Annotated in this window: 20 protein-coding genes; 6 read left to right on the top strand and 14 right to left on the bottom strand. The window is 32.6% G+C overall.

Features of this window, described 5'->3' with window-relative positions:
* Positions 1-19 precede the first annotated feature (19 nt).
* Genes EMTOL_RS20685 through EMTOL_RS20645 form a run of 9 tightly spaced genes read right to left on the bottom strand, consistent with a single transcriptional unit; the run spans position 20 to position 6,573 of the window.
* Positions 20-985 carry a TraJ family protein gene (locus tag EMTOL_RS20685; protein WP_015026338.1) on the bottom strand — a complete coding sequence of 322 codons (966 nt, stop codon included), beginning with the start codon at positions 983-985 and terminating at the stop codon, positions 20-22.
* Between the two features lie 6 nt (positions 986-991).
* Positions 992-1,963, bottom strand: a complete 972-nt coding sequence (locus tag EMTOL_RS20680) for a hypothetical protein (RefSeq protein WP_015026337.1) — start codon at positions 1,961-1,963, stop codon at positions 992-994.
* A 37-nt stretch (positions 1,964-2,000) separates the two neighbouring features.
* Positions 2,001-4,466, bottom strand: a complete 2,466-nt coding sequence (locus EMTOL_RS20675) for a TraG family conjugative transposon ATPase (protein ID WP_015026336.1) — start codon at positions 4,464-4,466, stop codon at positions 2,001-2,003.
* The gene (locus EMTOL_RS20670) at positions 4,459-4,782 is read right to left on the bottom strand and encodes a DUF4133 domain-containing protein (RefSeq protein ID WP_015026335.1); all 324 of its coding nucleotides are present in this window, start codon (positions 4,780-4,782) and stop codon (positions 4,459-4,461) included. Before EMTOL_RS20670 ends, EMTOL_RS20675 begins: the two co-directional genes overlap by 8 nt.
* The gene (locus tag EMTOL_RS20665) at positions 4,779-4,982 is read right to left on the bottom strand and encodes a DUF4134 family protein (RefSeq protein ID WP_015026334.1); all 204 of its coding nucleotides are present in this window, start codon (positions 4,980-4,982) and stop codon (positions 4,779-4,781) included. The genes EMTOL_RS20670 and EMTOL_RS20665 overlap by 4 nt, the downstream gene beginning before the upstream one ends.
* Positions 4,982-5,239 carry a DUF4134 family protein gene (locus EMTOL_RS20660; protein WP_015026333.1) on the bottom strand — a complete coding sequence of 86 codons (258 nt, stop codon included), beginning with the start codon at positions 5,237-5,239 and terminating at the stop codon, positions 4,982-4,984. Before EMTOL_RS20660 ends, EMTOL_RS20665 begins: the two co-directional genes overlap by 1 nt.
* On the bottom strand, positions 5,226-5,492 hold the full coding sequence (locus EMTOL_RS20655; protein ID WP_015026332.1) for a DUF4134 family protein: 267 nt from the start codon (positions 5,490-5,492) through the stop codon (positions 5,226-5,228). Before EMTOL_RS20655 ends, EMTOL_RS20660 begins: the two co-directional genes overlap by 14 nt.
* The gene (locus EMTOL_RS20650) at positions 5,492-5,791 is read right to left on the bottom strand and encodes a DUF4134 domain-containing protein (protein ID WP_015026331.1); all 300 of its coding nucleotides are present in this window, start codon (positions 5,789-5,791) and stop codon (positions 5,492-5,494) included. Before EMTOL_RS20650 ends, EMTOL_RS20655 begins: the two co-directional genes overlap by 1 nt.
* A gap of 20 nt (positions 5,792-5,811) precedes the next feature.
* Positions 5,812-6,573: a hypothetical protein gene (locus tag EMTOL_RS20645; protein ID WP_015026330.1), complete on the bottom strand. Its 762-nt coding sequence runs from the start codon at positions 6,571-6,573 to the stop codon at positions 5,812-5,814.
* Positions 6,574-6,750: 177 nt separating this feature from the next.
* Here EMTOL_RS20645 and EMTOL_RS20640 point away from each other — a divergent pair, with 177 nt between their 5' ends.
* Together EMTOL_RS20640 and EMTOL_RS22030 are read left to right on the top strand one after the other, a co-directional pair.
* Complete coding sequence (locus EMTOL_RS20640; RefSeq protein ID WP_015026329.1) at positions 6,751-7,497, top strand: ParA family protein; 747 nt, start codon at positions 6,751-6,753, stop codon at positions 7,495-7,497.
* Between the two features lie 16 nt (positions 7,498-7,513).
* Complete coding sequence (locus tag EMTOL_RS22030; protein WP_015026328.1) at positions 7,514-8,296, top strand: hypothetical protein; 783 nt, start codon at positions 7,514-7,516, stop codon at positions 8,294-8,296.
* A gap of 50 nt (positions 8,297-8,346) precedes the next feature.
* Here the strand turns inward: EMTOL_RS22030 and EMTOL_RS20630 are convergent, their stop codons facing one another.
* Genes EMTOL_RS20630 through EMTOL_RS20620 form a run of 3 tightly spaced genes read right to left on the bottom strand, consistent with a single transcriptional unit; the run spans position 8,347 to position 9,692 of the window.
* Positions 8,347-8,625, bottom strand: coding sequence for a hypothetical protein (locus EMTOL_RS20630; protein WP_015026327.1), 279 nt, complete (start codon positions 8,623-8,625; stop codon positions 8,347-8,349).
* Positions 8,622-9,329 (bottom strand): P-loop NTPase family protein, encoded by a 708-nt coding sequence (locus EMTOL_RS20625; protein WP_015026326.1) that lies wholly within the window; start codon positions 9,327-9,329, stop codon positions 8,622-8,624. The genes EMTOL_RS20630 and EMTOL_RS20625 overlap by 4 nt, the downstream gene beginning before the upstream one ends.
* A 9-nt stretch (positions 9,330-9,338) precedes the next feature.
* The gene (locus tag EMTOL_RS20620; RefSeq protein WP_015026325.1) at positions 9,339-9,692 is read right to left on the bottom strand and encodes a hypothetical protein; all 354 of its coding nucleotides are present in this window, start codon (positions 9,690-9,692) and stop codon (positions 9,339-9,341) included.
* Between the two features lie 306 nt (positions 9,693-9,998).
* Here EMTOL_RS20620 and EMTOL_RS20615 point away from each other — a divergent pair, with 306 nt between their 5' ends.
* The 3 genes from EMTOL_RS20615 to EMTOL_RS20605 all read left to right on the top strand — a co-directional run bounded on the left by EMTOL_RS20615 (position 9,999) and on the right by EMTOL_RS20605 (position 12,055).
* On the top strand, positions 9,999-10,511 hold the full coding sequence (locus EMTOL_RS20615) for a plasmid mobilization protein (RefSeq protein WP_015026324.1): 513 nt from the start codon (positions 9,999-10,001) through the stop codon (positions 10,509-10,511).
* A gap of 2 nt (positions 10,512-10,513) precedes the next feature.
* Positions 10,514-11,704 (top strand): relaxase/mobilization nuclease domain-containing protein, encoded by a 1,191-nt coding sequence (locus EMTOL_RS22025; RefSeq protein ID WP_015026323.1) that lies wholly within the window; start codon positions 10,514-10,516, stop codon positions 11,702-11,704.
* Positions 11,705-11,836: 132 nt separating this feature from the next.
* Positions 11,837-12,055: a hypothetical protein gene (locus tag EMTOL_RS20605; RefSeq protein WP_305953318.1), complete on the top strand. Its 219-nt coding sequence runs from the start codon at positions 11,837-11,839 to the stop codon at positions 12,053-12,055.
* A gap of 35 nt (positions 12,056-12,090) precedes the next feature.
* Here the strand turns inward: EMTOL_RS20605 and EMTOL_RS20600 are convergent, their stop codons facing one another.
* Complete coding sequence (locus tag EMTOL_RS20600; protein ID WP_015026321.1) at positions 12,091-17,091, bottom strand: helicase-like domain-containing protein; 5,001 nt, start codon at positions 17,089-17,091, stop codon at positions 12,091-12,093.
* Entirely contained in the window at positions 17,081-17,506 is a 426-nt protein-coding gene (locus tag EMTOL_RS20595; protein ID WP_015026320.1) for a DUF1896 family protein, read from the bottom strand. The genes EMTOL_RS20600 and EMTOL_RS20595 overlap by 11 nt, the downstream gene beginning before the upstream one ends.
* Before the next feature lie 301 nt (positions 17,507-17,807).
* On the opposite strand from EMTOL_RS20595, the gene EMTOL_RS20590 reads away from it, so the two are divergent.
* Positions 17,808-19,205 (top strand): AAA family ATPase, encoded by a 1,398-nt coding sequence (locus tag EMTOL_RS20590; protein WP_340230176.1) that lies wholly within the window; start codon positions 17,808-17,810, stop codon positions 19,203-19,205.
* The last annotated feature ends 218 nt before the right edge of the window (positions 19,206-19,423 follow it).

Below are 19,423 nucleotides of genomic sequence, written 5' to 3'. Positions count from 1 at the left end.
TTATCAAATTTTTTTGCTCTTATCTTCTTGAAAATCTACCGATTGTTTCTCGTTTTGTAGTAGTGATGGTGCTTGCAGCCATTCTTCCAAGCCCAGAAGTTACTTGACTAACACCTCCAACGCTGATTATCATATTGGCTGCAGTTGGTACAAAGAAATACCCTAAAATACTGAGTATCATTAAAATTAAGATACCTGTAACTGAATCTTCACCATTATTGACATAATCTTGTAGTTGGGCTGTCAAGTAAATAACCTCTATTTTAGAAATGATAGTTGTATAAATTCCAGCAGCAAAAGGGAGCAATGTATAATTTAGGTATTTACCAACCCACTCAAAAATATTATTAGTAAAACCATCCCAAATGGCCATTCCGAATGCAATGGGTGCTACAACCCGAAGCAATAGCCTGAAAAAAGCACTTATCAAAATCATCAAAATATAGCAAACATCATGGATAACACTAAAAATATCTATTAAGAACTTATCAATAACCAATTCAATTTTTCCAACAAACTGGTCATAGGCAGCCCCTAATTCCGATAAAAATGAGAAAGCACTCACATCGGTTATTTTATCTTGGTCGTTAAAAGTTGCCCCATTTTTATCTTTACTATTTTCATTACCTTGTTGTAGTGCTTGCTCTCGTTTTTTGATGGCTTCCTGTATTTTTATTGACATTTGCCCAACACTTGTATTAGAAATTTTGAGTACTCCCTCCCCTATGCTATCCAAGGATTCGCAAAAAGCATTTGAAAAAGTTATTAATTGAAGTATAATAAATGGTCTAATTAATGGAACAAAATCAATAGGTTCGCTTCTAATTAAAGCACTCCATATTTTGGTAATAATATAAATCAAAGCTCCTATTCCTCCAATGGCTCGTCCAATATCAATTAAACCTTTATAATCATTTGCCATCGAATTTTTTAACTCTTGGAAAGTTGTTTCGATTAGTTTTATAACATCCGTTGATAAATCCATAATAATTTAGTTTCCTGTACAATTTGGGTCCCAGTACGGACCATTTTTGTTATATTTCATACAACCACTGGGTTTATTCGCACCAGTATTTCGAGTTATGGGCGTTGTTGTTGTATTAGTATTTCGGGTAATTGTTGTATTTTCGGTGCTTGTATTTCTTTCTGTCGTTCCTGTTGTGGAAGGATTTGATAAAGAACCGCCATAATTCCATTGATAAGCTCCCATAGCAGATTTTGCTGCTTCGTCATCCAGTGCCGTTGTTCCTTTTGCTTGTGAAAGAGCGTCGGTTCTTCCGTAGCCAGTCCAGTTAGTATCGCCATAATTAACCTCATAGTTACCTGTATTAATAGAGGCATATTGGTTTGAATTTATAGCAGTCGAAAATTCATCGGAAAATCCATATAGAGCAACTGTAACTCGATAATCTCCGTTTGTTTTTGCTCTCATGGTCGAAATCGCCCTGACTGAAGCAGTATATTGTTCGATTGATTTGATATGTTGATTGGCTTTATCACAAACTTTTTCAATCCACGCTAAACGTTCTCCATCTTTCATTTCTAAAAAGTTCCCTTGAGTTGCCTGATTGAGGTCTTTTATCACATTGCTCGATTCACGCAAAAGAGATTCATAGCCTAACAAGATTTTTTCCATTTCTTTAGGCTTAAAATGCTTATCGGTGCTAATTACTTTTACGGCTTGCTGGTAGTGTTGCCCTGCATTTTTGATGTTTGTAACGGTTTGAGTAATCCGATGAAAGGTTTTGATACCATTGCTTACTTTTTTTAGTTTCTCAGCGGCTTTTAATACCTCATCTAAGTGAAGGGTAGATGTTATTTGATTGGCAACATGGAGTATTTTAGCCGCAATACTTATTCCTGTATGAATTGGGTCGCTGACAACAAACTGAGAAAAAGCAAACGAACCTGTCAAAATAAACATCAAAGAGGTTAAACCCCATTTTTTACTGTACGATTTCATAATTCTTTTTTTTATATGAATATTGAGATAATTACGATTAGTAGTCGCCCTTGGCAAATGTTTTTATGGCATTTTCTAAACCTATTTTTTCAGAGATAGCATAAATCAAATCAGACTCTTTGCGTTCGGTTGTGAATGTGGCATAAGCCTCTGGAGATACTTCTAAGCCAAACACCTTTGATAGATTCCCTCCAAATGTTATAAAAAACTCCTTGTACTTCCTCGCTGCATCATTCGACTGATTCACACTTAGGAGCATATCTGTTTCGGCTCGTGAAAGCCCAAGTGTATTGGCAACATCTTGAATATAATTTTTATATCGAGAGAAATCTAACAAAACCTTCGTCGGTGAGTTATTAATAATGGCATCTTTTACCAGCTCACTTGTTAAATCTTGGTATTCTTGAGTAACAGTTACTAAACCACCTCCATGTTTTCTGGCAGTCTTTGAAACCCATTTCATAAATTGTGCAAAAGCTGGATTTGAAACAGCTTTCCATGCTTCTTCAATAACCAAAAATTTATAAAATCCTTTCATTTTGACCAATTTTTGAGCATAAGCATTCATGATGATGATGCTCGTAATTGGAAACAAAACAGGATGGTCTTTGATATTGTCTAACTCAAAAATCACAAAGGGATGCTCTTCGATGTTGAAGTTTTCACGGCTATTAAGTAGATAGCCATATTGACCGTTTTTGTAATATCTCCGCATAATATAGAGGAAATTTTTTAGGTCAAATTCTTTTTCTCTACCATCATTTTTATTGAAAACAGTAGGATAGACCTCATTGCAATAGTCAAAAAACAGATTAAAATCGACAAAGAATTGTTTTCCTTTTTGTTTGAGGTCAACTAATGTTTCATAAAACCTAACAACCATATCATCTAAGGTAGTATTCTCTGAGGTACTAATAGATGAGTCCTCTCCTTTCCAAAGAGCTTCAAGAATTGTTACTAAATTTTCTTTGGTTTCTAAGTCAGGGAATAACGTTTGAATATGAAAAGGGTTAAATGCAATTGGTTTTTTCTCGTCATAAGTAATGTATCTCCCTCCTACTAATTCACAAAGTCTTTTATACGAGTTCCCAGTATCTACAATCGTGATATGACTCCCCCTTTCGTAGAGATAATACATCAAATTATTAGTTAAAAATGATTTTCCTGAACCCGACGGACCAACTATCATTACATTGCGATTGGTAACTAACCCTTTTTTCATAGGTTCGTCAAAAACATCTAACATCAACGGGATTCCTGATAGCCTATCCGTTACAACCATTCCTTGTGGATTTCCTTGAAATTGATTTAACATTGCATCCTTATAATTGGCTTCCAATGCCATTAAACACACGGCTTGCCCTCTAAATACAGTGCTTAAATTATCTTTACCTATATCGGCTGCATTGCCCGGAATACAGTTCCAGTAAAGTAAAAAACCATCATATTCGGCTTGTCTTGCTTTAAACCCCATTTTGGTGATTGCTGCCGAAGCCATCGAACGATTATCTTCCAAAACATTTATATCCTTATCCCAAATCAAAACATTTGCATGAACTGCAACAGCTCGTTCGTTTTCAGCAATGCTTGTTTCTACAAAAGTCTCTTTAAAATCACGGTTGATAAGATTCTCTTTGCTATACGTCGATAAAGATGTAAAACGTCGAATATCTTGATTTAACTTTTGTAACAATTCGTTATGGTCAATAATGACAATAATTTGGTTATAGATATGACTAAAAGGTAATAGAATCCCTAAGTTTGCCCCTAATGAAACCCCAATGTATGTTTTATCAGTGCAGTATCTTTCTAATTTGTTTTGATTAGAGATTGTGGAGGGAAAATCCTCTAACTGACTTATACTTAAAACTTTACAATGGTTTCCTCCTATTTTGAATTGATGTGGGTCAATATCTGAAATACTATCTGCCGAATAAGAGAGATTGATGTAATTTTGGTGGATTCTACTAATTTCTTCCCCTCCTATTTCATCTATTTTATAGAAGCCAGATTCTTTAATAATCGTAATGAACTGCCCGACAGCTTCATAAAACTCTCTTTTATCTTTTTCGTTAAGTTGTGATTTCGGAACAGCTCTCGACTTAAAAAGATTTGATGATGTACAAATATTTTTTTCGATAGCTGCTGTTGTTTTTGTAAGAAACAAATAACATTTATTGCTTAAAAATGGCCTGTTTGCAAAGTGCCTTTCATTGGCATGAGCTATGATTTTTGCTTTTAATAAATAGTCAGCATCATAATTTGGGTGGTATTTTTCTTCTATATACCAATTTTGTTTATGTAATACCGTATGTACAGGCAACACAGCAATTGCTCTTTCCCAAAGGGCTGTCAGATAATCATAATCAGTTTCACTTAATGAAAAAATCTCAGGCATTTCTACTTCAAAGCACAAAGTTATATCTGCCATTTTTGAAATGACTTGATTTTCTTCAATGGCTAAAATCGGAAACTTATCTTCTAAATTAAATACACTACTCATTGCTCTTTTTCAATAATTTATCAAATATGTATTTTCTCCTTACTATGCCTGCGGGATACATATTTTGGGCCAATTTTTTATCTCTTCCCCATCGTCCATATATCTTGTTTTGTTGAAAAGCATAAACAGTTGAACCAATGATTCCTATTCCAGCCAAGATGCTCGAAACTATATTCGGTAAACCAATAATTGTTAAGAATATCCCTCCAAAAAGTGATGCTCCGATTCCTATCGAAAATATATATACGTACTTCCCTTTAAGCCCTTTAAATTCTATCTCGTTTTCAACACCTCTATTAATTTTGTATTCTATCATAGCTTAAAAAGTCTTGCAACTAATTCAACAGCGATGGTTGTACTTATCAACCCAAAGAACCAATAATAAATACTTTCTTCGATGTCTTCTCCCCCATTCCATTTTCGATATATTCTAAAACCAACCACGATTGCAATAATCATGGTTATGGCTTGAATGATGCGTTTGACTGCAAAAAAGATAGAAATTAGCTCTGCCATTAATTCAGTATTGAACTGATTATCAAAAACATGATGGTTTCTAAAAATAACAATGAGAATAACCAACGGATTAACTTTTGATATACGTCATTATCACCATTGTTCCATGCAATGTAGATTTTATATAATCCCCACACTCCATACGCCGCACCGAGCATAATCGCTATCATTTTGGCTGTTTTAGCATCAACCAAAAGACTATTTCCTAAATTATTTAATGGCCCAGAAATCTGTAAAATTAGTCTATTGCAAAGCATTATCGTTTTTCAAAAGTGTTTGTGAAAGAAATACCAAACCAACGAGCAAGATTAGAAATCCTGTTAGCCATAACCATAGTTTTTGTGAAGCATCATCTTCACCATTTTGAAATTTTTGAAATACCCGATAAGCAAAATACAGACCCATTATTGCCGAAAGAGCCATTACCATTTGAACAATTGATTTTGCTAATCCTATATCAGTATATTCTTTCAAATATGGGCTAACTATTCCTTGTAAAAATAGATTCATCAGCCTACAAATGATTGAATAACCGAGGCCGCTACCATTACAAAAATAAATGCTCCCAGCCATTGCACCAATGCTTTTTGAGTGTCTTGGTCGCCCGCTTGCCATTTATTAAACACTCGAATTGCCCCATAAACACCAATTACGGCTGCAATGGCATACATCAATAAAGTAAGAGGTTGAAAAAATGCTCTAATTTCAGTTGTTGCTTTTTGTATTCCTGCAGTAGCTTGTGCAATAACCCCGTAAGGAGATAGAGCGATTGCTATAACTTTAAACAATCGTATTTGTTTGTTTGTCATGTATTATTAGATATTTATTGCTAATTCAGATACTCATCAAAAATTAATTTTGATTCAAACTCTTCGTTAAACTGTACATTTTGATTTAGTGGGTAGTTAAAATTTTGTTTACAAAGATTGTTTTCAATGGGTATCATATTTTCCAATTGCTCAGATTTTGGCTCGAAATCAATATTGGTTGTTTTTTCTTTTTCTATAATTATTTGAGCAGAATCTTTCCACTGCTCTTCGGTCCTAAAAAAAGTATCTAAGATAGTTTGTTCATCATCTGTCAAAGATTCCCCTGAATCAAACTTCTTTTTTATTTCGAGAATATCCAATGATTCCTTTTCGTAATAATCATCCTCAATTTCATCTTCAAAAATAATAATATTGAAATCTTGGTCGGTCAAATCATCTAAATTAGGTAATTCTCCATCCACATGAAAACCCGAAGTCGATTTCACAACTTGCCTTTCTTCTTTTATTTCTATTGTTTGAAAGGGTACTTTAATCTCATTTTGGAATGTTGATTGTCTTTCTACATTTTTGGGTTCGTTTCGGTGCAAACCAAAGAAAGTAGCATCTTTATTTTCTCCCATAATATTCATATTACTGGGATTTTTCAGAGGCATTGATTCGGCCTTTTTGGTTTCAATTTTATCTAAACCTTTACTTTTTACCTCCAAGAACAGAAGAATGATAATTGAGAGAATAACCGATAAAATGACATAATTACTCAATGAAATTATTGGCTGAAATTGTTTTAATAAAATTGTACTTATTGCTATCAACATTCTCATTTTCTTACTAATATGCTGCAAATATAGGTAAATTTTTATAAAAAATATTAATGAATAATATTTTTTTATTTTTTTGCCTTTTATTTTTCAAAATCAAGACCTTTTTCATTGATTTTATTATACATTATCTCCTAAAATCTGTATTTTTGAGCAAAGAAAAATCCTAAAATTTATTCAATGAAAGTAATCTCAATTACAAACAACAAAGGCGGAACAGGCAAGACCACCACCACACTCAACCTTAGTGCTGCTCTAAGTCGAAAAGGGAATAAAGTATTGTTGATAGATTTAGATGCCCAGTGCAACCTGAGTGTTGCGGCAGGAGCAAGCAAAACAGCAAAACATATTGGAGAGTTATTAGTTGGAGAAACTGATTTCGAGTCTGCTCTGATTAAAAAACAAAATTTCGATATTATTCCAGCGAGCCGCCAATTGCTCAGTTACGAGTACCGTATCAATGCAGAGCCTGATAGTGGCTATTTCTTGCAGGAACAGTTAGAGGGGCAAAATTACGATTTCGTGCTGATTGACTGTCCCCCAAGTTTAGGCTCTTTGACTGTCAATGCTTTGGTTGCCAGCGATTTTTTTATTGTGCCAATGCAAGGCGAAAACTTTGCTTATGTTGGCTTAGATGAAATCTTGCAGTTATGTGCAAAAATAAAAAAACGAATGAATCCTAAAATTGAACTGGGAGGCATACTGCTCAATAAGTTTGATGTTCGCACCAAGTTTGGGCAAATGGTACACAGTAAATTACTCTCAGACCCGAATGTGAAACTTTACAAAACCCAAATTCGACAAGATGTTTCGTTGATGGAATGTACAGCTTTTGCTCTGAGTGTATTTGAGTATGCACCCGAATCGAGGGGAGCAAAAGATTTTGAAAGCCTTTGTGAGGAAGTTTTACTACAAACCCAAATTTAAATTGAAGCAAAATATTATGGCAAAGAAAAGTTTTAGTAACGATTTATTACGTGATTTGCACGCTGAGCCGCTCACGCAATTAGCTGTAATTGATGAGGGGGTAACAGAAATCTCATCATTAAGTAATGAGGAAAATGAAAGATTGACGATATGTGAAGAGGTCATAGATAAAGGCTTAAAGACATTTATAGAAGTAGGTAATGCACTATTTGAGATTAGAAATAATAAACTTTATCGAGGTAGTTTTACGACCTTTGAGGCTTATTGTAAAGAGCGTTGGCAACTAAAAAGACAACGAGCTTATGAGCTTATGGGGGCCGCCGAAGTAGTCAATCAATTGTCAGAAAATAATTTGTCGGAAATTTCCGACAAATCAAATTTACTGCCTACCAAAGAATCGCACGCAAATGCTCTGACACAAATTCCTGTTACGCTTCGATTTCAGGTTTGGCGAGCGGTAGTAGAAGAAAGTCTTACAACCAAAAAGCCAATTACGGCTAAAATGATTGTAGAGCAAACAGAACTTTTATCAAAACAAAGTGAAGAATTGGCAACTCCGAAAGAGCCAACAGAGGAAGAACTAAAAGAAATCGTTTTAAAGAAGATGCGGTCGAAGGTTGCCAAAGCTAAATTAGACGATATTAGGGTTGAAATAAGTGGTCGGTGGTTATTAAAAAATCAGTTAGTTGATGTTTGGAGAGAGATAAGGCAAAATCCCAATGAAGAAATAGGGGTTGATTACAGGGTTCAAATCACGCTTTCGCAAGCTGAAAAGATGGGAATAATTCGGAGAATATAGTTTAAAAGTGGCTTCACTGAAAACATACATAGAAGCCCTTTTTAATTAATTTAGGAGAGAAAAAGGACAAGTAGAAATGCAATTATCAAGAAGAAAAAAGGTGCAGTAATACCCAACCCGAAAAAAAAAGCCTGCTTAGAGTCTTTGAAATGAATGGGTTTTGAAACAATATTTTCTTTAATTTGTTCTGTTGCTAATTTTATATTTTCATTGTTTTCTTTCCCATTTTGAATTAAAATAGATAGAAATAATGCACCGCTTTTTCCTAATTTTACACCGTAATTATCCTCAAAATTACGACTAACTCTGTTTAAAAAATCTGGGTTCATAGCTTTTCAAATTCCTCCTCAATTTTAAGCTGTTCTAAAATATCATAATCTTCGATTCCTACCCCTTGACGAATCAAATTTAGGATTTGGTTTCCTACGTGGCTTTGTGTGTCAATATCACCGAATGGTTTAAAATCCACTTTTTGTTTTTCACAATACTTTTTGGCTTCTTCAAAAATATCAGTAAACCCATAAAAACTATTTTCGTTGGCATGAGCAATGATTTTAAAACTACCCGAAAGAGTTTGAATGACCGTTTGAATATATTCCATTGAAGCAACATAAGCTGTGTTTCCAGCGATAACAACATGAAAAATAAATTCTGCATCTATTTGATTGGCAAATTTTTGTAATGCCTCGGTTTTGAAATCAAGGCTGAATAGGGCTGGGAGTTGTTCGCTTTCTGGAGCTCCAAAGTCTAAATAAAAATCTTGGATTTCTGAAATTTGAGTGATTTTTTTTATTATTGTCAGTAGCCTATCTCTAATGATTTTCTTTCGTTCGTCTAATAGCGAAATTTTATAAACCCTACTTTTTTCTTTCAGAAATTTCAGTTGATTGACCGATGTTTCTGTTGAAGAATCTAAATCGAAAAATGCCACACTATCGTTAAATTGATTTTTTAAGGCAATAAGATAAGTTAAAAATGATTTTCCTACGCCACCTTTGGATTGAATAATAAAATGAATGCTTTTTTTTGCCATAAATAATGATTATTTGATAAGTTTGATAAAAGAGCTTTCGTTTTCTTGTTTTTGTTTAAAAGGGTCTGTAAAAGTTGTTATTTCTTGCTCAGTGATAGTTTCATGAGCAAAGATTTCTTTTTCTTTCTCGATGACAATGAGTCTTTTAAATGCCTTCAATTTGTTGGAAGGAATCCTGTATCTGATGGTTTCGATTTGAGATTTCTTAATGGCACAATTCAACTCATCGGAGATTTTCTTTTGAACCAATGCACTTGATAATGCAGAATCTATCAAGTCTTGGAAAAACCAGTATAAAAGATAATTCTTGGTTTTAATATTCTTTTCTAATGCCCAGATTAAGTATTTTCGAGTAACAACCATGATTTGGATTCAAATATATGTTTTAAAATCTAACAAATTGCAAATTTAAAATATTATTCAATGATATTTTTTTAAGATTCAATAATTCTTAAATGGTGATTAAATAACTCATAGTTCATGTTTAAATAAACCTTAAAAAGAGGACTATTTTGACCGTGAATCTGTTTTTTCATCAATAATTTTGAATCGTAGAACAAATACCTAAGTATAAAAAGGCTGTGTGGAGCAATAGCAAGCTATGTTTTTTGAGTCAAAAAACTGCTTGCTATTCGGTGTTACCTCATAGAATGAATGATAAAAGAAAACATGAAAACAAATAAAGGTGGAAGACCAAAATTGACGACTGAGAAAAAGAGTGCGTCAATTATCATTCATTTAACACTTGATGAAAAAAAACAAATCAATGCAAACGCTACAAAGTTGAATTTGAGTGAGAGTGAATATGCTCGAAATTTGGTTTTTGACAAACTTGAAAAACATCCCAAGTTTAGAATGTTACCTTATGAAATTAGGAAAGAATTGAATGAAATAAAGAAAATATCTGGATTATTAAAATTATTGGCTTTAAAGGTAAAAGCAGATGAAATACTTAAAATTAAATTTCAAGAGGCAGAAAACAGAATTTTTAATTCGGTGCGAACAGCTGAAAAATTTATTTTACACGAAATAATGAATCCGCAATTTTTGCAGACCCTTGATATAGTGATTGACCAAATAACCTGTATTTCAGAAGAAGATTTGAGCAGTGGGAGAGAGTTCATAAAACTGAAATCACTATTGCTTGATTTAAAAAGGCAGCATACGAATTATTACCAGTAGTTATGATTGGAAAAACGACAACAGGCGGAAATATAAGAGGGTTATTAAACTATTGTTATTTTGAAAATTCAACCTCAAAAAAGAAAAATATACGAGGTGAGTATATTTTCTCGCAGAACCTGCAAGTAAAAAAAGATTTCAATGGCGAGTTGAATCTATCAGATATTGCAACTCAATTTACGGAGGTGGCAGTACTGAATCCGAATTGCAAGCAATCTTTTTGGCATCAAAGTTTTTCGTTTCCGAAGGAAGAAAATCCAAGCAATAATCTTTTAGAAAAAATTATAGTTGATTTTAGCTTAGAGTTTGGATTTTATGAAAAGCAAATGATTGCTTTTAGACATTATGATAAAGAACATCATCATTTTCATATTATAGCCAGTAGAGTAAATTTAGATGGTGGAAAAGCTGTAAAAACCTCTAATAATTTTATAAAAACCCATCAGTTTTGTCGAAAAATGGAAGAAAAATATGGATTAAAACCACTTGAAGCCCAGAGGCAAAACCTGATAGATGGAAAAACAAAAGAACTAAAAAATCAATATTCAGTATTTTTAAGAGTGTTGATAGATGAAAACTTACATAAAATTAAATCAGTTGATGAATTAGAAAAAATATTAAATCAAAATGGTGTTAGCGTAGAAAAGGGTAGGGGGATAACCTTTATTTTACCAGATAAGAGAATCAGAATCAAAGGAAGTGATTTGGGTAAACCCTATTCACTTGGTAATTTAGAGAAAAGGATAAAAGGTACTTTTGAGAATGAACAATTGGAAAATTCGGAACTCGCTAAACTCAAACAAGTAATAGATAAAGTATTAATACACACAAAAAGTTTTGATGAATTAAAGTCGAAATTAGCTGAAAATCAATATCAAATTTATATGATTGCTAAAGTGGGTAGGAGAGAATTGAAGTTTGTGAAAGACGATTTTAACCATAAATATATACTTGGTTCAGATTTAGGACAAACCTATAGTTATGAAAATATGCTTAGTAAACTTAAAGAAAATAATCCTAAAAGTTTTGAATCAAATTTTGATAAGCCATTTCTTGCAGATTTATTAGCAACAGCACGGGGTAATCATCAAGCAGAAATAGATTTGGCAAAAATAGACCAAAGTTTAAGCAAGAATAGGGGAGAAGTGGGTATAAAATTGAAAAATACCAAAGCAAAAGGCTTTAAGAAATAATCAATGTCAATGGAGAAACCTTTGGAAATTAGAAGCAAATTTGAATTTAATAATAATGATTTGGATTTTATAAATATGAGTAAATAAATGGTAAAAATTTTGCAGTACAACTTCCTTTTAAAAGCTTTCTTAATGATTAAAAAACTAACCGCAGGCATTTTTCCATGCCAACTAAAAAAAAATGTATTCAATATGAAAATTGGCACACACGGATTTGTACAACCTATTATCAATGAAAAATCAGTAATTTGGAATGGTGAGAAAACAACTTTTGATTTTATTTTTTCAGTAAATCAGGATTTTGAGGGAGTAGTATTTTTTGTAATGTTGGCTGAAATTTCTTTCAATTAAAGTTAAAAGGGGCAAAGGAACTTGCCCCTTATTCTTTAAATTCTTATTGCTTTTTTTGAAGAAATTGTACTTTGGAGCTTGGGCTTTTCTTCATTCTTTATTTCCTTACTGGCAACTTCCATTGAACTTTCAATTCGTTTTTCAACTAATTTTAATTCTGATTTTAGAGCCTTCAAATCACTTTCTTTTGACCATTTGCTATTGACATAATCTTGCAAAATTTTAATTTCACCACCTAATCGAGCAAGCCTTTTTTGGTTATCGTCAATCAGTGAAGGTATTTTTTCTAATGAATTTATGAATTGTTTAATTGCGGTTTTAGGGTTTTCTGTTAGTATGATACCGTTGTTGTGGCGATAGCTCAAATTATCAGATTTGACAATAAATAGATTGTCTTTTTGTCTGCCAAAGTCGTTAAAATATAATTCTGTTCTGACCTGAATATCAAATCCATAGATATTTCCAATACTTACTGAGTTCCCTTTTGTATCAAGCGTTTTGCTAATTCTAATTAAATATTTGCCAATCTCTTCAGGATTTGAGGTATCAATCGTTTTTAGGTTGAATAAATTTAAACGATTACCCATTTCATCAAATTTTGAATTTGATTGAAGTTTCTCAAAATCCTTATACAAGGAGCTTAGAATTTTTTCTGTTTTATCGTTATTGTTCAGTAGAGCATCTAATTTGTTTCGATTATTGGCAATATCTTTCAAATAGGATTGTTTTTCAGCTTCAAGCGATCCAATTTTTTTCTCAATTTTTGCTTTTTCTAATAAATCAGTATTTCCCGACAAGATGGCAATGTATTCGTTAAAGTTCATTCCATTTTGTTCATCTAATGAGCCCTCATCAATTCTTCGAGTGGCCATATTACTGTTTTTTATTTGTGATATAAACAGCGATTTATTTTGAAGTAGGTTAAATTTGTAATTGTCCAAACTTTTTTCAACAGCATAAATATAGTTTTTTACAGTATTACCGTAATGCTCTTTGGCAATCACATTACCCTTTCGAGAGCCTCGACCAACCCTTTGGTCAAATTCTGATGGTTTCCAAGGAATATCCAAATGGTGCATTGCGACAATCCTTTTCTGAACGTTCACGCCTGTACCCATAGTTTCTGTTGAACCCATCAAAATACGTACTTTACCTGAATTTACGTCTTCAAAGAGTTTTTCTCGTTGTAAATTACTGGTAAACTCTTGTACGAATCTAATTTCTGATGGTTTTAATCCATATTCATCTACCAATTTTCTTTTTAATTCAGAATAGATGTTCCAAGTAGCGGGTTTGTATGTGCCAATATCTGAAAATACCAACTGAGTTCCTAAATGTGGATTGGTTTCTTGGTAGTGTTTGAAAAGTCTTTTCGCACACTGTGAAAGTTTATTGTTAGGATGGTCTTCATATTGTGGACTTATTAATCTCATATCAACCGCCATTTTTTTTGCATAGTTTGTTGCTATCAACATTTTGGCATTTTCTTCAGCTCCTACCAACGGAGAACGCCCAAGTAAAGTAGCATCGCCAGTTTCTGAGAATTTCATTAGTTTTTGAATGAAAATTTCTTGTTGTGGGGTGGGAGGGATGCTCACCAAAATTTGTTGAGCCATCGGCCTATCAATACCTATCATTTGAGCTGTTCTATAATCAGTAATTTGATTATAAAACATGGCCAGCTCAGGTACTTTAATAAAATACCTAAATCGCTCTTTCTGAATAATTTTATTTGTAACCGAAAACTCAAAATCAGTAGTCTTTTTGGCATAGACAGATGCCCAAGCGTCGAAATTGACAATGTTTTGCTTTTCTAAAGCTCTTGGACGTAGATATTTGAAAATTAGATAAAGTTCGGTCAACGAATTAGAAATAGTTGTACCTGAAAGAAAAGTTGCACACAAGTCTTTTCCTTTTCGTTCTTGTATCGTTCGTATGGCGTAAAGTAGATTCAGCGAGCGTTGGCTTCCATCAATATTTCCCAATCCTGCCACACGATTATGACGAGTAGTGAAGGTCAGATTTTTAAAACGATGGCTTTCATCAATAAATATATGGTCGATGCCTATTGCTTGAAAGTCGGTTATATTATCTTTTTTCTGGTTTATTTGATACTCGATATTTTTTAAATTAGAACTTAGGTTTTCTTTGCGTTTTTCTAAACCTTTTAAAAGTGATTTTGAAACTTCTTTGCCTTGACTTCTCAAAACATCTAAATCTAATTCTAAATTGCGTAATTCCTCTCCTAAAATTTGCTTTTGAATGAGTGGAGATTGCGGAATTTTACCAAATTGGTCATGAGTAAGGATTATACAATCCCATGAGTTATTCTTTATGTCATTAAATAATTTTATTCTGTTTTCAGGTGTAAAGTCTTGTTGTCCAGGGTAGAGTAGTTTAGCATCAGGATATGCAGAACGAAAAGTCTCTGCTATTTGGTGAACATTGGCTTTCAAGCCTATAATAAGTGGTTTATTAGCCAAGCCTAATCGCTTCATTTCATAGGCGGTTACACACATAATCAATGTTTTGCCCGAACCTACTTCATGGTCGGCGACCCCACCTTCATTCTGCAACAACATCCAAACCGCATCTTTTTGTGATTTATAGAGGTCTGTTATACCCAAATTCCGATAATTTAAATCTGTAAATTTCTGGTGAGAACCATCATATTGAGGCTTGATATAGCAATTAAATTTTTGATTATAAAGTTCTGCTAAGTTGTCCTTGAATTGGTCATCTTGTCTATTTAGCCATTCGATAAAAGACTCTCTTATAGCATCAATTTTACTATTTGCCAGTCGAATCGCTTCACTATCCTTTACTTTTATTTCCTTCCCATCTATAAAAATATTCTTTGTAATCTCGGGACTTGTATTTAAAAGTGCATAGTTCATCAATGAAATACCGTCATACAATCGACTTTGACTTTGCACGGCAAACTGTGAGCTGATTAGTGCATTAGAACTATTATAAGGACTCTTTACAGAAAATTCGTCAGATGAAGATGAATAATTGACAACAATACGAGTATTGAAAAGATTTGTCGCATAATCGGAATATATTTTTGTAGGAATCCATCGCTCACCAAAATTGAAATCCAATAATTCAAAAGGAATTTTAGTTGGTTGATTTTCCTCTAAGAATAAGATAGAATCTTTGATAAACTGACTACTGGGTAATGATTCGGATAAATTTTTAAATGCCTGAAGCTTTGTGACAATATCTCCAGACAAAAATTTGTCTTTGATTTCAAAATTCTTATCGATAGGGTTATAGAATATTTTATTTTGGAGGTCATTGATAAGTTGTTCTTTGCTTTTTTTTGAAATGCTTGACATGTATTCAAGATTCACATTTCCCAATTTATTAAGAGAAGCAATTAGTGCTTCATCTGCGTTGAAGTTTTCAATTTGTACTTTAGAGAAAGAAACGGGTTCTGTAAAAATATCAGCCTTTATGAATTCCCCATTTTTTGCACGTTCAAGTGTTAAAATTTCTTTGCCATGAAAATCCGTTAATATCAGTCCTACATTTTCTTTGACGTTTAGATTACCAAATTTTTCATAAAATTCATTGTATAATTCATTCAGATTATCTCTTAGTTGATGATTCTCTTCCGAATATTCCTTTTCGTAATCAAAAAGATTGATATATGTATCCCTTATAAGAAGGTAATTTTTTACTTTATTTTCCTCTAATTTTGAATAATCGACTTGCAAAAAATTAGCCGTATTGTTTGAAAAATCAATGCTTGTAATTTTTCCGACTCTATCATTTTGTTCTATGAGAGTGCCAACTCGATAATGATTTTTTAATGGCTGAGTAAAAGGAATTGATTGATTGTATAATTCTGAAAACAAATCATTTTGTATGAAAATGGGCGTTTTTACTTTACTATTCTGGAAGTTCTCTAACTTAAAATGTTCACTAAAGTCTCGTTTCAGTATAGCAGTCATTTTGTCTGCTATCCCAGAAACGCCCGCCTCATGATGATAAATTATTGCAGTTTTTCCATATTGGTCGGTATCTATTTTTTGTTTTGTAAAAATGATATTGTCATTTTTAGTATAATAATCATTACTTACTATTTCTCCGTTTCTAATATTTCTGACAAAACTTCTTTCTTTGTCCGTCAATGTTGTTTTTAGTGTGTTCTTTTGTAGAATTATCAAATCACTACCAACACTTGTTCCTGCATTTTCACTAAACAGGTTGTGTGGAAAACGAACGGCAGAAACTAAATCACTTTTTCGCATTAAATATTGCCTAATTGGGTCGTTGGTAGGGGAGTTCATTACCCCATTTGATGTAATGAATGCAATAACTCCACCTTCTTGCGTTATATCAATTGCTTTGTAGAAAAAATAATTATGAATGGCTTTACAAGAAATTCTTTTAGTTTTATCATTGATAAAGCTTGCATCCCAAACATTCAAATCTCCAAACGGAATATTTGATGAGACAATTTCAAAATGATTGGTATATCTTGAGCTAATTTCTTCAAAACCTTGATTCCTTACTTGATTTTTTCCATAAAGAGCTGATAATATCAAACCAGCTAATAAATCTTTTTCAAACATCAAACTATCTTGATGTTTCAATCCCGCATCAATAAATGACTGTTGAAATTGCCCAATACCTGCGGAAGGGTCGAGAAATTTTGATGATTGTAGGCCTGTGTCCTTTAACGCTTTACCAATTTCTAAAGTAATAGGTGATGGGGTATAAAAACTGGTCAGTACACTCGCTTTGAGGCTGTTATAATATTCTTGGAATTGTGTTTCTCCAACATTTTCATAAATAATTTGGTAAAACTGTTGGAGTAATGGTCGTAATTCAATATCAACTTGTGTTTTCCATGCACCATCATCGAAAATCGGATTTAGTATTGCTTTTATACCACCGAATCCCGCATAGGATTGGAGTAGTTGAATCTGTTCAGAAGTTAGATTTTGATTATTTTTATTTAGTTGGAAAGCCAATTCAACAGCTTTAATATTTTGAAGAAGTGTGTTTTTTTGATTAAAAGCCATTTGAAAGGATTAGGTTGTCTATTTTGGTTATCAGTTCATGCTTTATTTGCGTGTAGGGTATTTCAGCGTTAGTTTTTAATACATGATATAAGGGTAGAAGTTGTTTTATTAAAGTGTTCAATTCTTTACCTTCACTCATAGTTTTATTTAGGTCTGATAAGCTTTTCTCAATTAAATCTCTTAGAAATGTTTCTTCCTCTGACATCAAACCTTCGAATAATATTTCTTGAGCAATTTCTTGAGCAGCCAATACATCAATGCCTTTTCTTCTATGCAGTTCAAATTCTTTTTCAGCTAATTGAACTCGTTGTTGGATGAACTCTAACAATTCTTCTTCTGAGTTATTATCTGTTATAATTGGCTTGACTTTATCTAAATACTCAAATAGTGTTAAATAAAAATAATTTTGATTCATATTTATTTTAATTAATATATTATTGAAACTGCAATTTATATAAAAGAATCTTTTACTCAATTTTTCGGACCTTGAAAACTGTAAACTTATATCTACTTAAATGCTTTTAGCTTATTTTTGATTGCTTATAATTTTTCCAATACTTGTATTTGGATGTATTGTTTGGTATTATATTTGGCGGAATATGTTTATTTTACATTAGATTCCGCCAAGTATAATTTGCTTATTGAGTTTGTATTTGTATATTTACACATTAAAATTTATCGGAATGATTATTGGTAGAATAGGAGAGCAGAAAGAGATGAATCAACTTTTAGAATCACAAAATGCTGATTTATTGATGGTTACAGGCAGAAGAAGGGTAGGGAAGACCTTTTTAATTAATAATGTTTATGTAGATAATTTTGTTTTTAAATTTACAGGAACTCAACACGCCAATAGGGCTAATCAACTGAAAAAGTTTGCCGAAAAACTATCAGATTTTTCAAAAGAACCAATAGATGCTTTTCAGCCTAAAAATTGGCATGAAGCATTCTCATTATTAAAGAAATATTTATTAGGGCTACGTAAGACAAAGAGAAGGAAAGTTTTATTTTTTGATGAATTTCCGTGGATAGACCACAAGAAATCAGGTTTTTTAGAGGAGTTTGGTTATTGGTGGAATGATTGGGCTTCGACGCAAAACTTATTAGTGGTAATCAGCGGCTCGGCAACTTCGTGGATGGTCAGAAAGATAATTCAGCATCGAGGCGGGTTACATAATCGTGTCACACAAAGGATACATCTTGAACCATTTACCCTTTCTGAGACAAAGACATTTATTAAAACTATCAATAAAGGTATTTCTGACTATGATATACTGCAAATTTACATGTGTATGGGGGGAGTGCCGTTATACTTGAGCCAGTTAAAAGCTGGTGAGTCGGCAGCACAAGCTATTCACAGAATTTGTTTTTCCAAAACAGGTTTACTTCGCACCGAGTTTGAGGATGTTTATGCGTCATTGTTTGATAATTACCAAAACCATGTTGCTGTAATCAGAGCTTTAGCACAAAAATGGAGCGGACTTACTCGAACAGAAATTGCTCAAATTAGTAAACTTGCAGATGGAGGAAGTCTAAATCGAATATTAGAAGATTTGGAAGAAAGTTCTTTCATCATGAAAATTCAACCTTTGTTCAATCAGAAAAAAGATGTGATTTATCGTTTAGCCGATGAATACAGTCGTTTTTATTTACATTTTATTGATGGAAAAAAGTATGGTACTATTGAAGATTGGTTGAAATTTCAGACGACTTCAAGTATCTATCAGACATGGCAGGGGTATGCTTTTGAAACCATTTGTATAAAACATGCAGAAGCAATCAAAAAGTGTTTGGGTATTTCTGGAATACAGACATCTGTCAATAGTTTTTATAAAAAAGGAAATGATACAATACGAGGATTTCAGATAGACATGCTCATAAGTAGAGCTGATAATGCGATAAATCTATGCGAAATAAAGTTTTATAATGGAACTATAAGATTCAATGAAAAATTAGCGAACAATCTACGAGAAAAACGAAGTTTATTCAAAGAATTGAGTGGTACAAAATGTAGTGTTTTTAATACGATGATTACCACGTATGGAATAGATAAAAGTTTTTATAACAGTTCTGAAATAGATAACGAAATTACTATGAATAGTCTGTTTGAATAGAAGATTTAGTTTGTTTTGTTTAACATAAGTAAATTTATATAACAGGTCATATGCTACTAAAAAGACTTGACATATATAATATAAATATATGATAATCAGGGATTTACAAAGAAATAAAAAAATGTAAATCATATATTGGTACGGCAAACTTATATGAGCTTTTAAAGCTTTTTCTGTCTTCCCATTTCATTAAAATGGGTCGAGATAATATACATTAT

This window comes from Emticicia oligotrophica DSM 17448 (assembly GCF_000263195.1).
In the GTDB taxonomy this organism is placed as follows: domain Bacteria; phylum Bacteroidota; class Bacteroidia; order Cytophagales; family Spirosomataceae; genus Emticicia; species Emticicia oligotrophica.
This window is presented reverse-complemented; position numbering and strand designations above follow the sequence as displayed.

Excerpts from the sequence above, each read along its gene's own strand:
- EMTOL_RS20625 (WP_015026326.1), bottom strand. The coding sequence starts at position 9,329 with ATGGCAAAAAAAAGCATTCATTTTATTATTCAATCCAAAGGTGGCGTA.
- EMTOL_RS20615 (WP_015026324.1), top strand. The coding sequence starts at position 9,999 with ATGAAAACAAATAAAGGTGGAAGACCAAAATTGACGACTGAGAAAAAG.
- EMTOL_RS20675 (WP_015026336.1), bottom strand. The coding sequence starts at position 4,466 with ATGAGTAGTGTATTTAATTTAGAAGATAAGTTTCCGATTTTAGCCATT.
- EMTOL_RS20660 (WP_015026333.1), bottom strand. The coding sequence starts at position 5,239 with ATGCTTTGCAATAGACTAATTTTACAGATTTCTGGGCCATTAAATAAT.
- EMTOL_RS20595 (WP_015026320.1), bottom strand. The coding sequence starts at position 17,506 with ATGAATCAAAATTATTTTTATTTAACACTATTTGAGTATTTAGATAAA.
- EMTOL_RS20650 (WP_015026331.1), bottom strand. The coding sequence starts at position 5,791 with ATGACAAACAAACAAATACGATTGTTTAAAGTTATAGCAATCGCTCTA.
- EMTOL_RS20620 (WP_015026325.1), bottom strand. The coding sequence starts at position 9,692 with ATGGTTGTTACTCGAAAATACTTAATCTGGGCATTAGAAAAGAATATT.
- EMTOL_RS20680 (WP_015026337.1), bottom strand. The coding sequence starts at position 1,963 with ATGAAATCGTACAGTAAAAAATGGGGTTTAACCTCTTTGATGTTTATT.
- EMTOL_RS20640 (WP_015026329.1), top strand. The coding sequence starts at position 6,751 with ATGAAAGTAATCTCAATTACAAACAACAAAGGCGGAACAGGCAAGACC.
- EMTOL_RS20670 (WP_015026335.1), bottom strand. The coding sequence starts at position 4,782 with ATGATAGAATACAAAATTAATAGAGGTGTTGAAAACGAGATAGAATTT.
- EMTOL_RS20655 (WP_015026332.1), bottom strand. The coding sequence starts at position 5,492 with ATGAATCTATTTTTACAAGGAATAGTTAGCCCATATTTGAAAGAATAT.
- EMTOL_RS22030 (WP_015026328.1), top strand. The coding sequence starts at position 7,514 with ATGGCAAAGAAAAGTTTTAGTAACGATTTATTACGTGATTTGCACGCT.
- EMTOL_RS20685 (WP_015026338.1), bottom strand. The coding sequence starts at position 985 with ATGGATTTATCAACGGATGTTATAAAACTAATCGAAACAACTTTCCAA.
- EMTOL_RS20645 (WP_015026330.1), bottom strand. The coding sequence starts at position 6,573 with ATGAGAATGTTGATAGCAATAAGTACAATTTTATTAAAACAATTTCAG.
- EMTOL_RS20665 (WP_015026334.1), bottom strand. The coding sequence starts at position 4,982 with ATGGCAGAGCTAATTTCTATCTTTTTTGCAGTCAAACGCATCATTCAA.
- EMTOL_RS20630 (WP_015026327.1), bottom strand. The coding sequence starts at position 8,625 with ATGAACCCAGATTTTTTAAACAGAGTTAGTCGTAATTTTGAGGATAAT.
- EMTOL_RS20600 (WP_015026321.1), bottom strand. The coding sequence starts at position 17,091 with ATGGCTTTTAATCAAAAAAACACACTTCTTCAAAATATTAAAGCTGTT.
- EMTOL_RS20590 (WP_340230176.1), top strand. The coding sequence starts at position 17,808 with ATGAATCAACTTTTAGAATCACAAAATGCTGATTTATTGATGGTTACA.
- EMTOL_RS20605 (WP_305953318.1), top strand. The coding sequence starts at position 11,837 with ATGATTAAAAAACTAACCGCAGGCATTTTTCCATGCCAACTAAAAAAA.
- EMTOL_RS22025 (WP_015026323.1), top strand. The coding sequence starts at position 10,514 with ATGATTGGAAAAACGACAACAGGCGGAAATATAAGAGGGTTATTAAAC.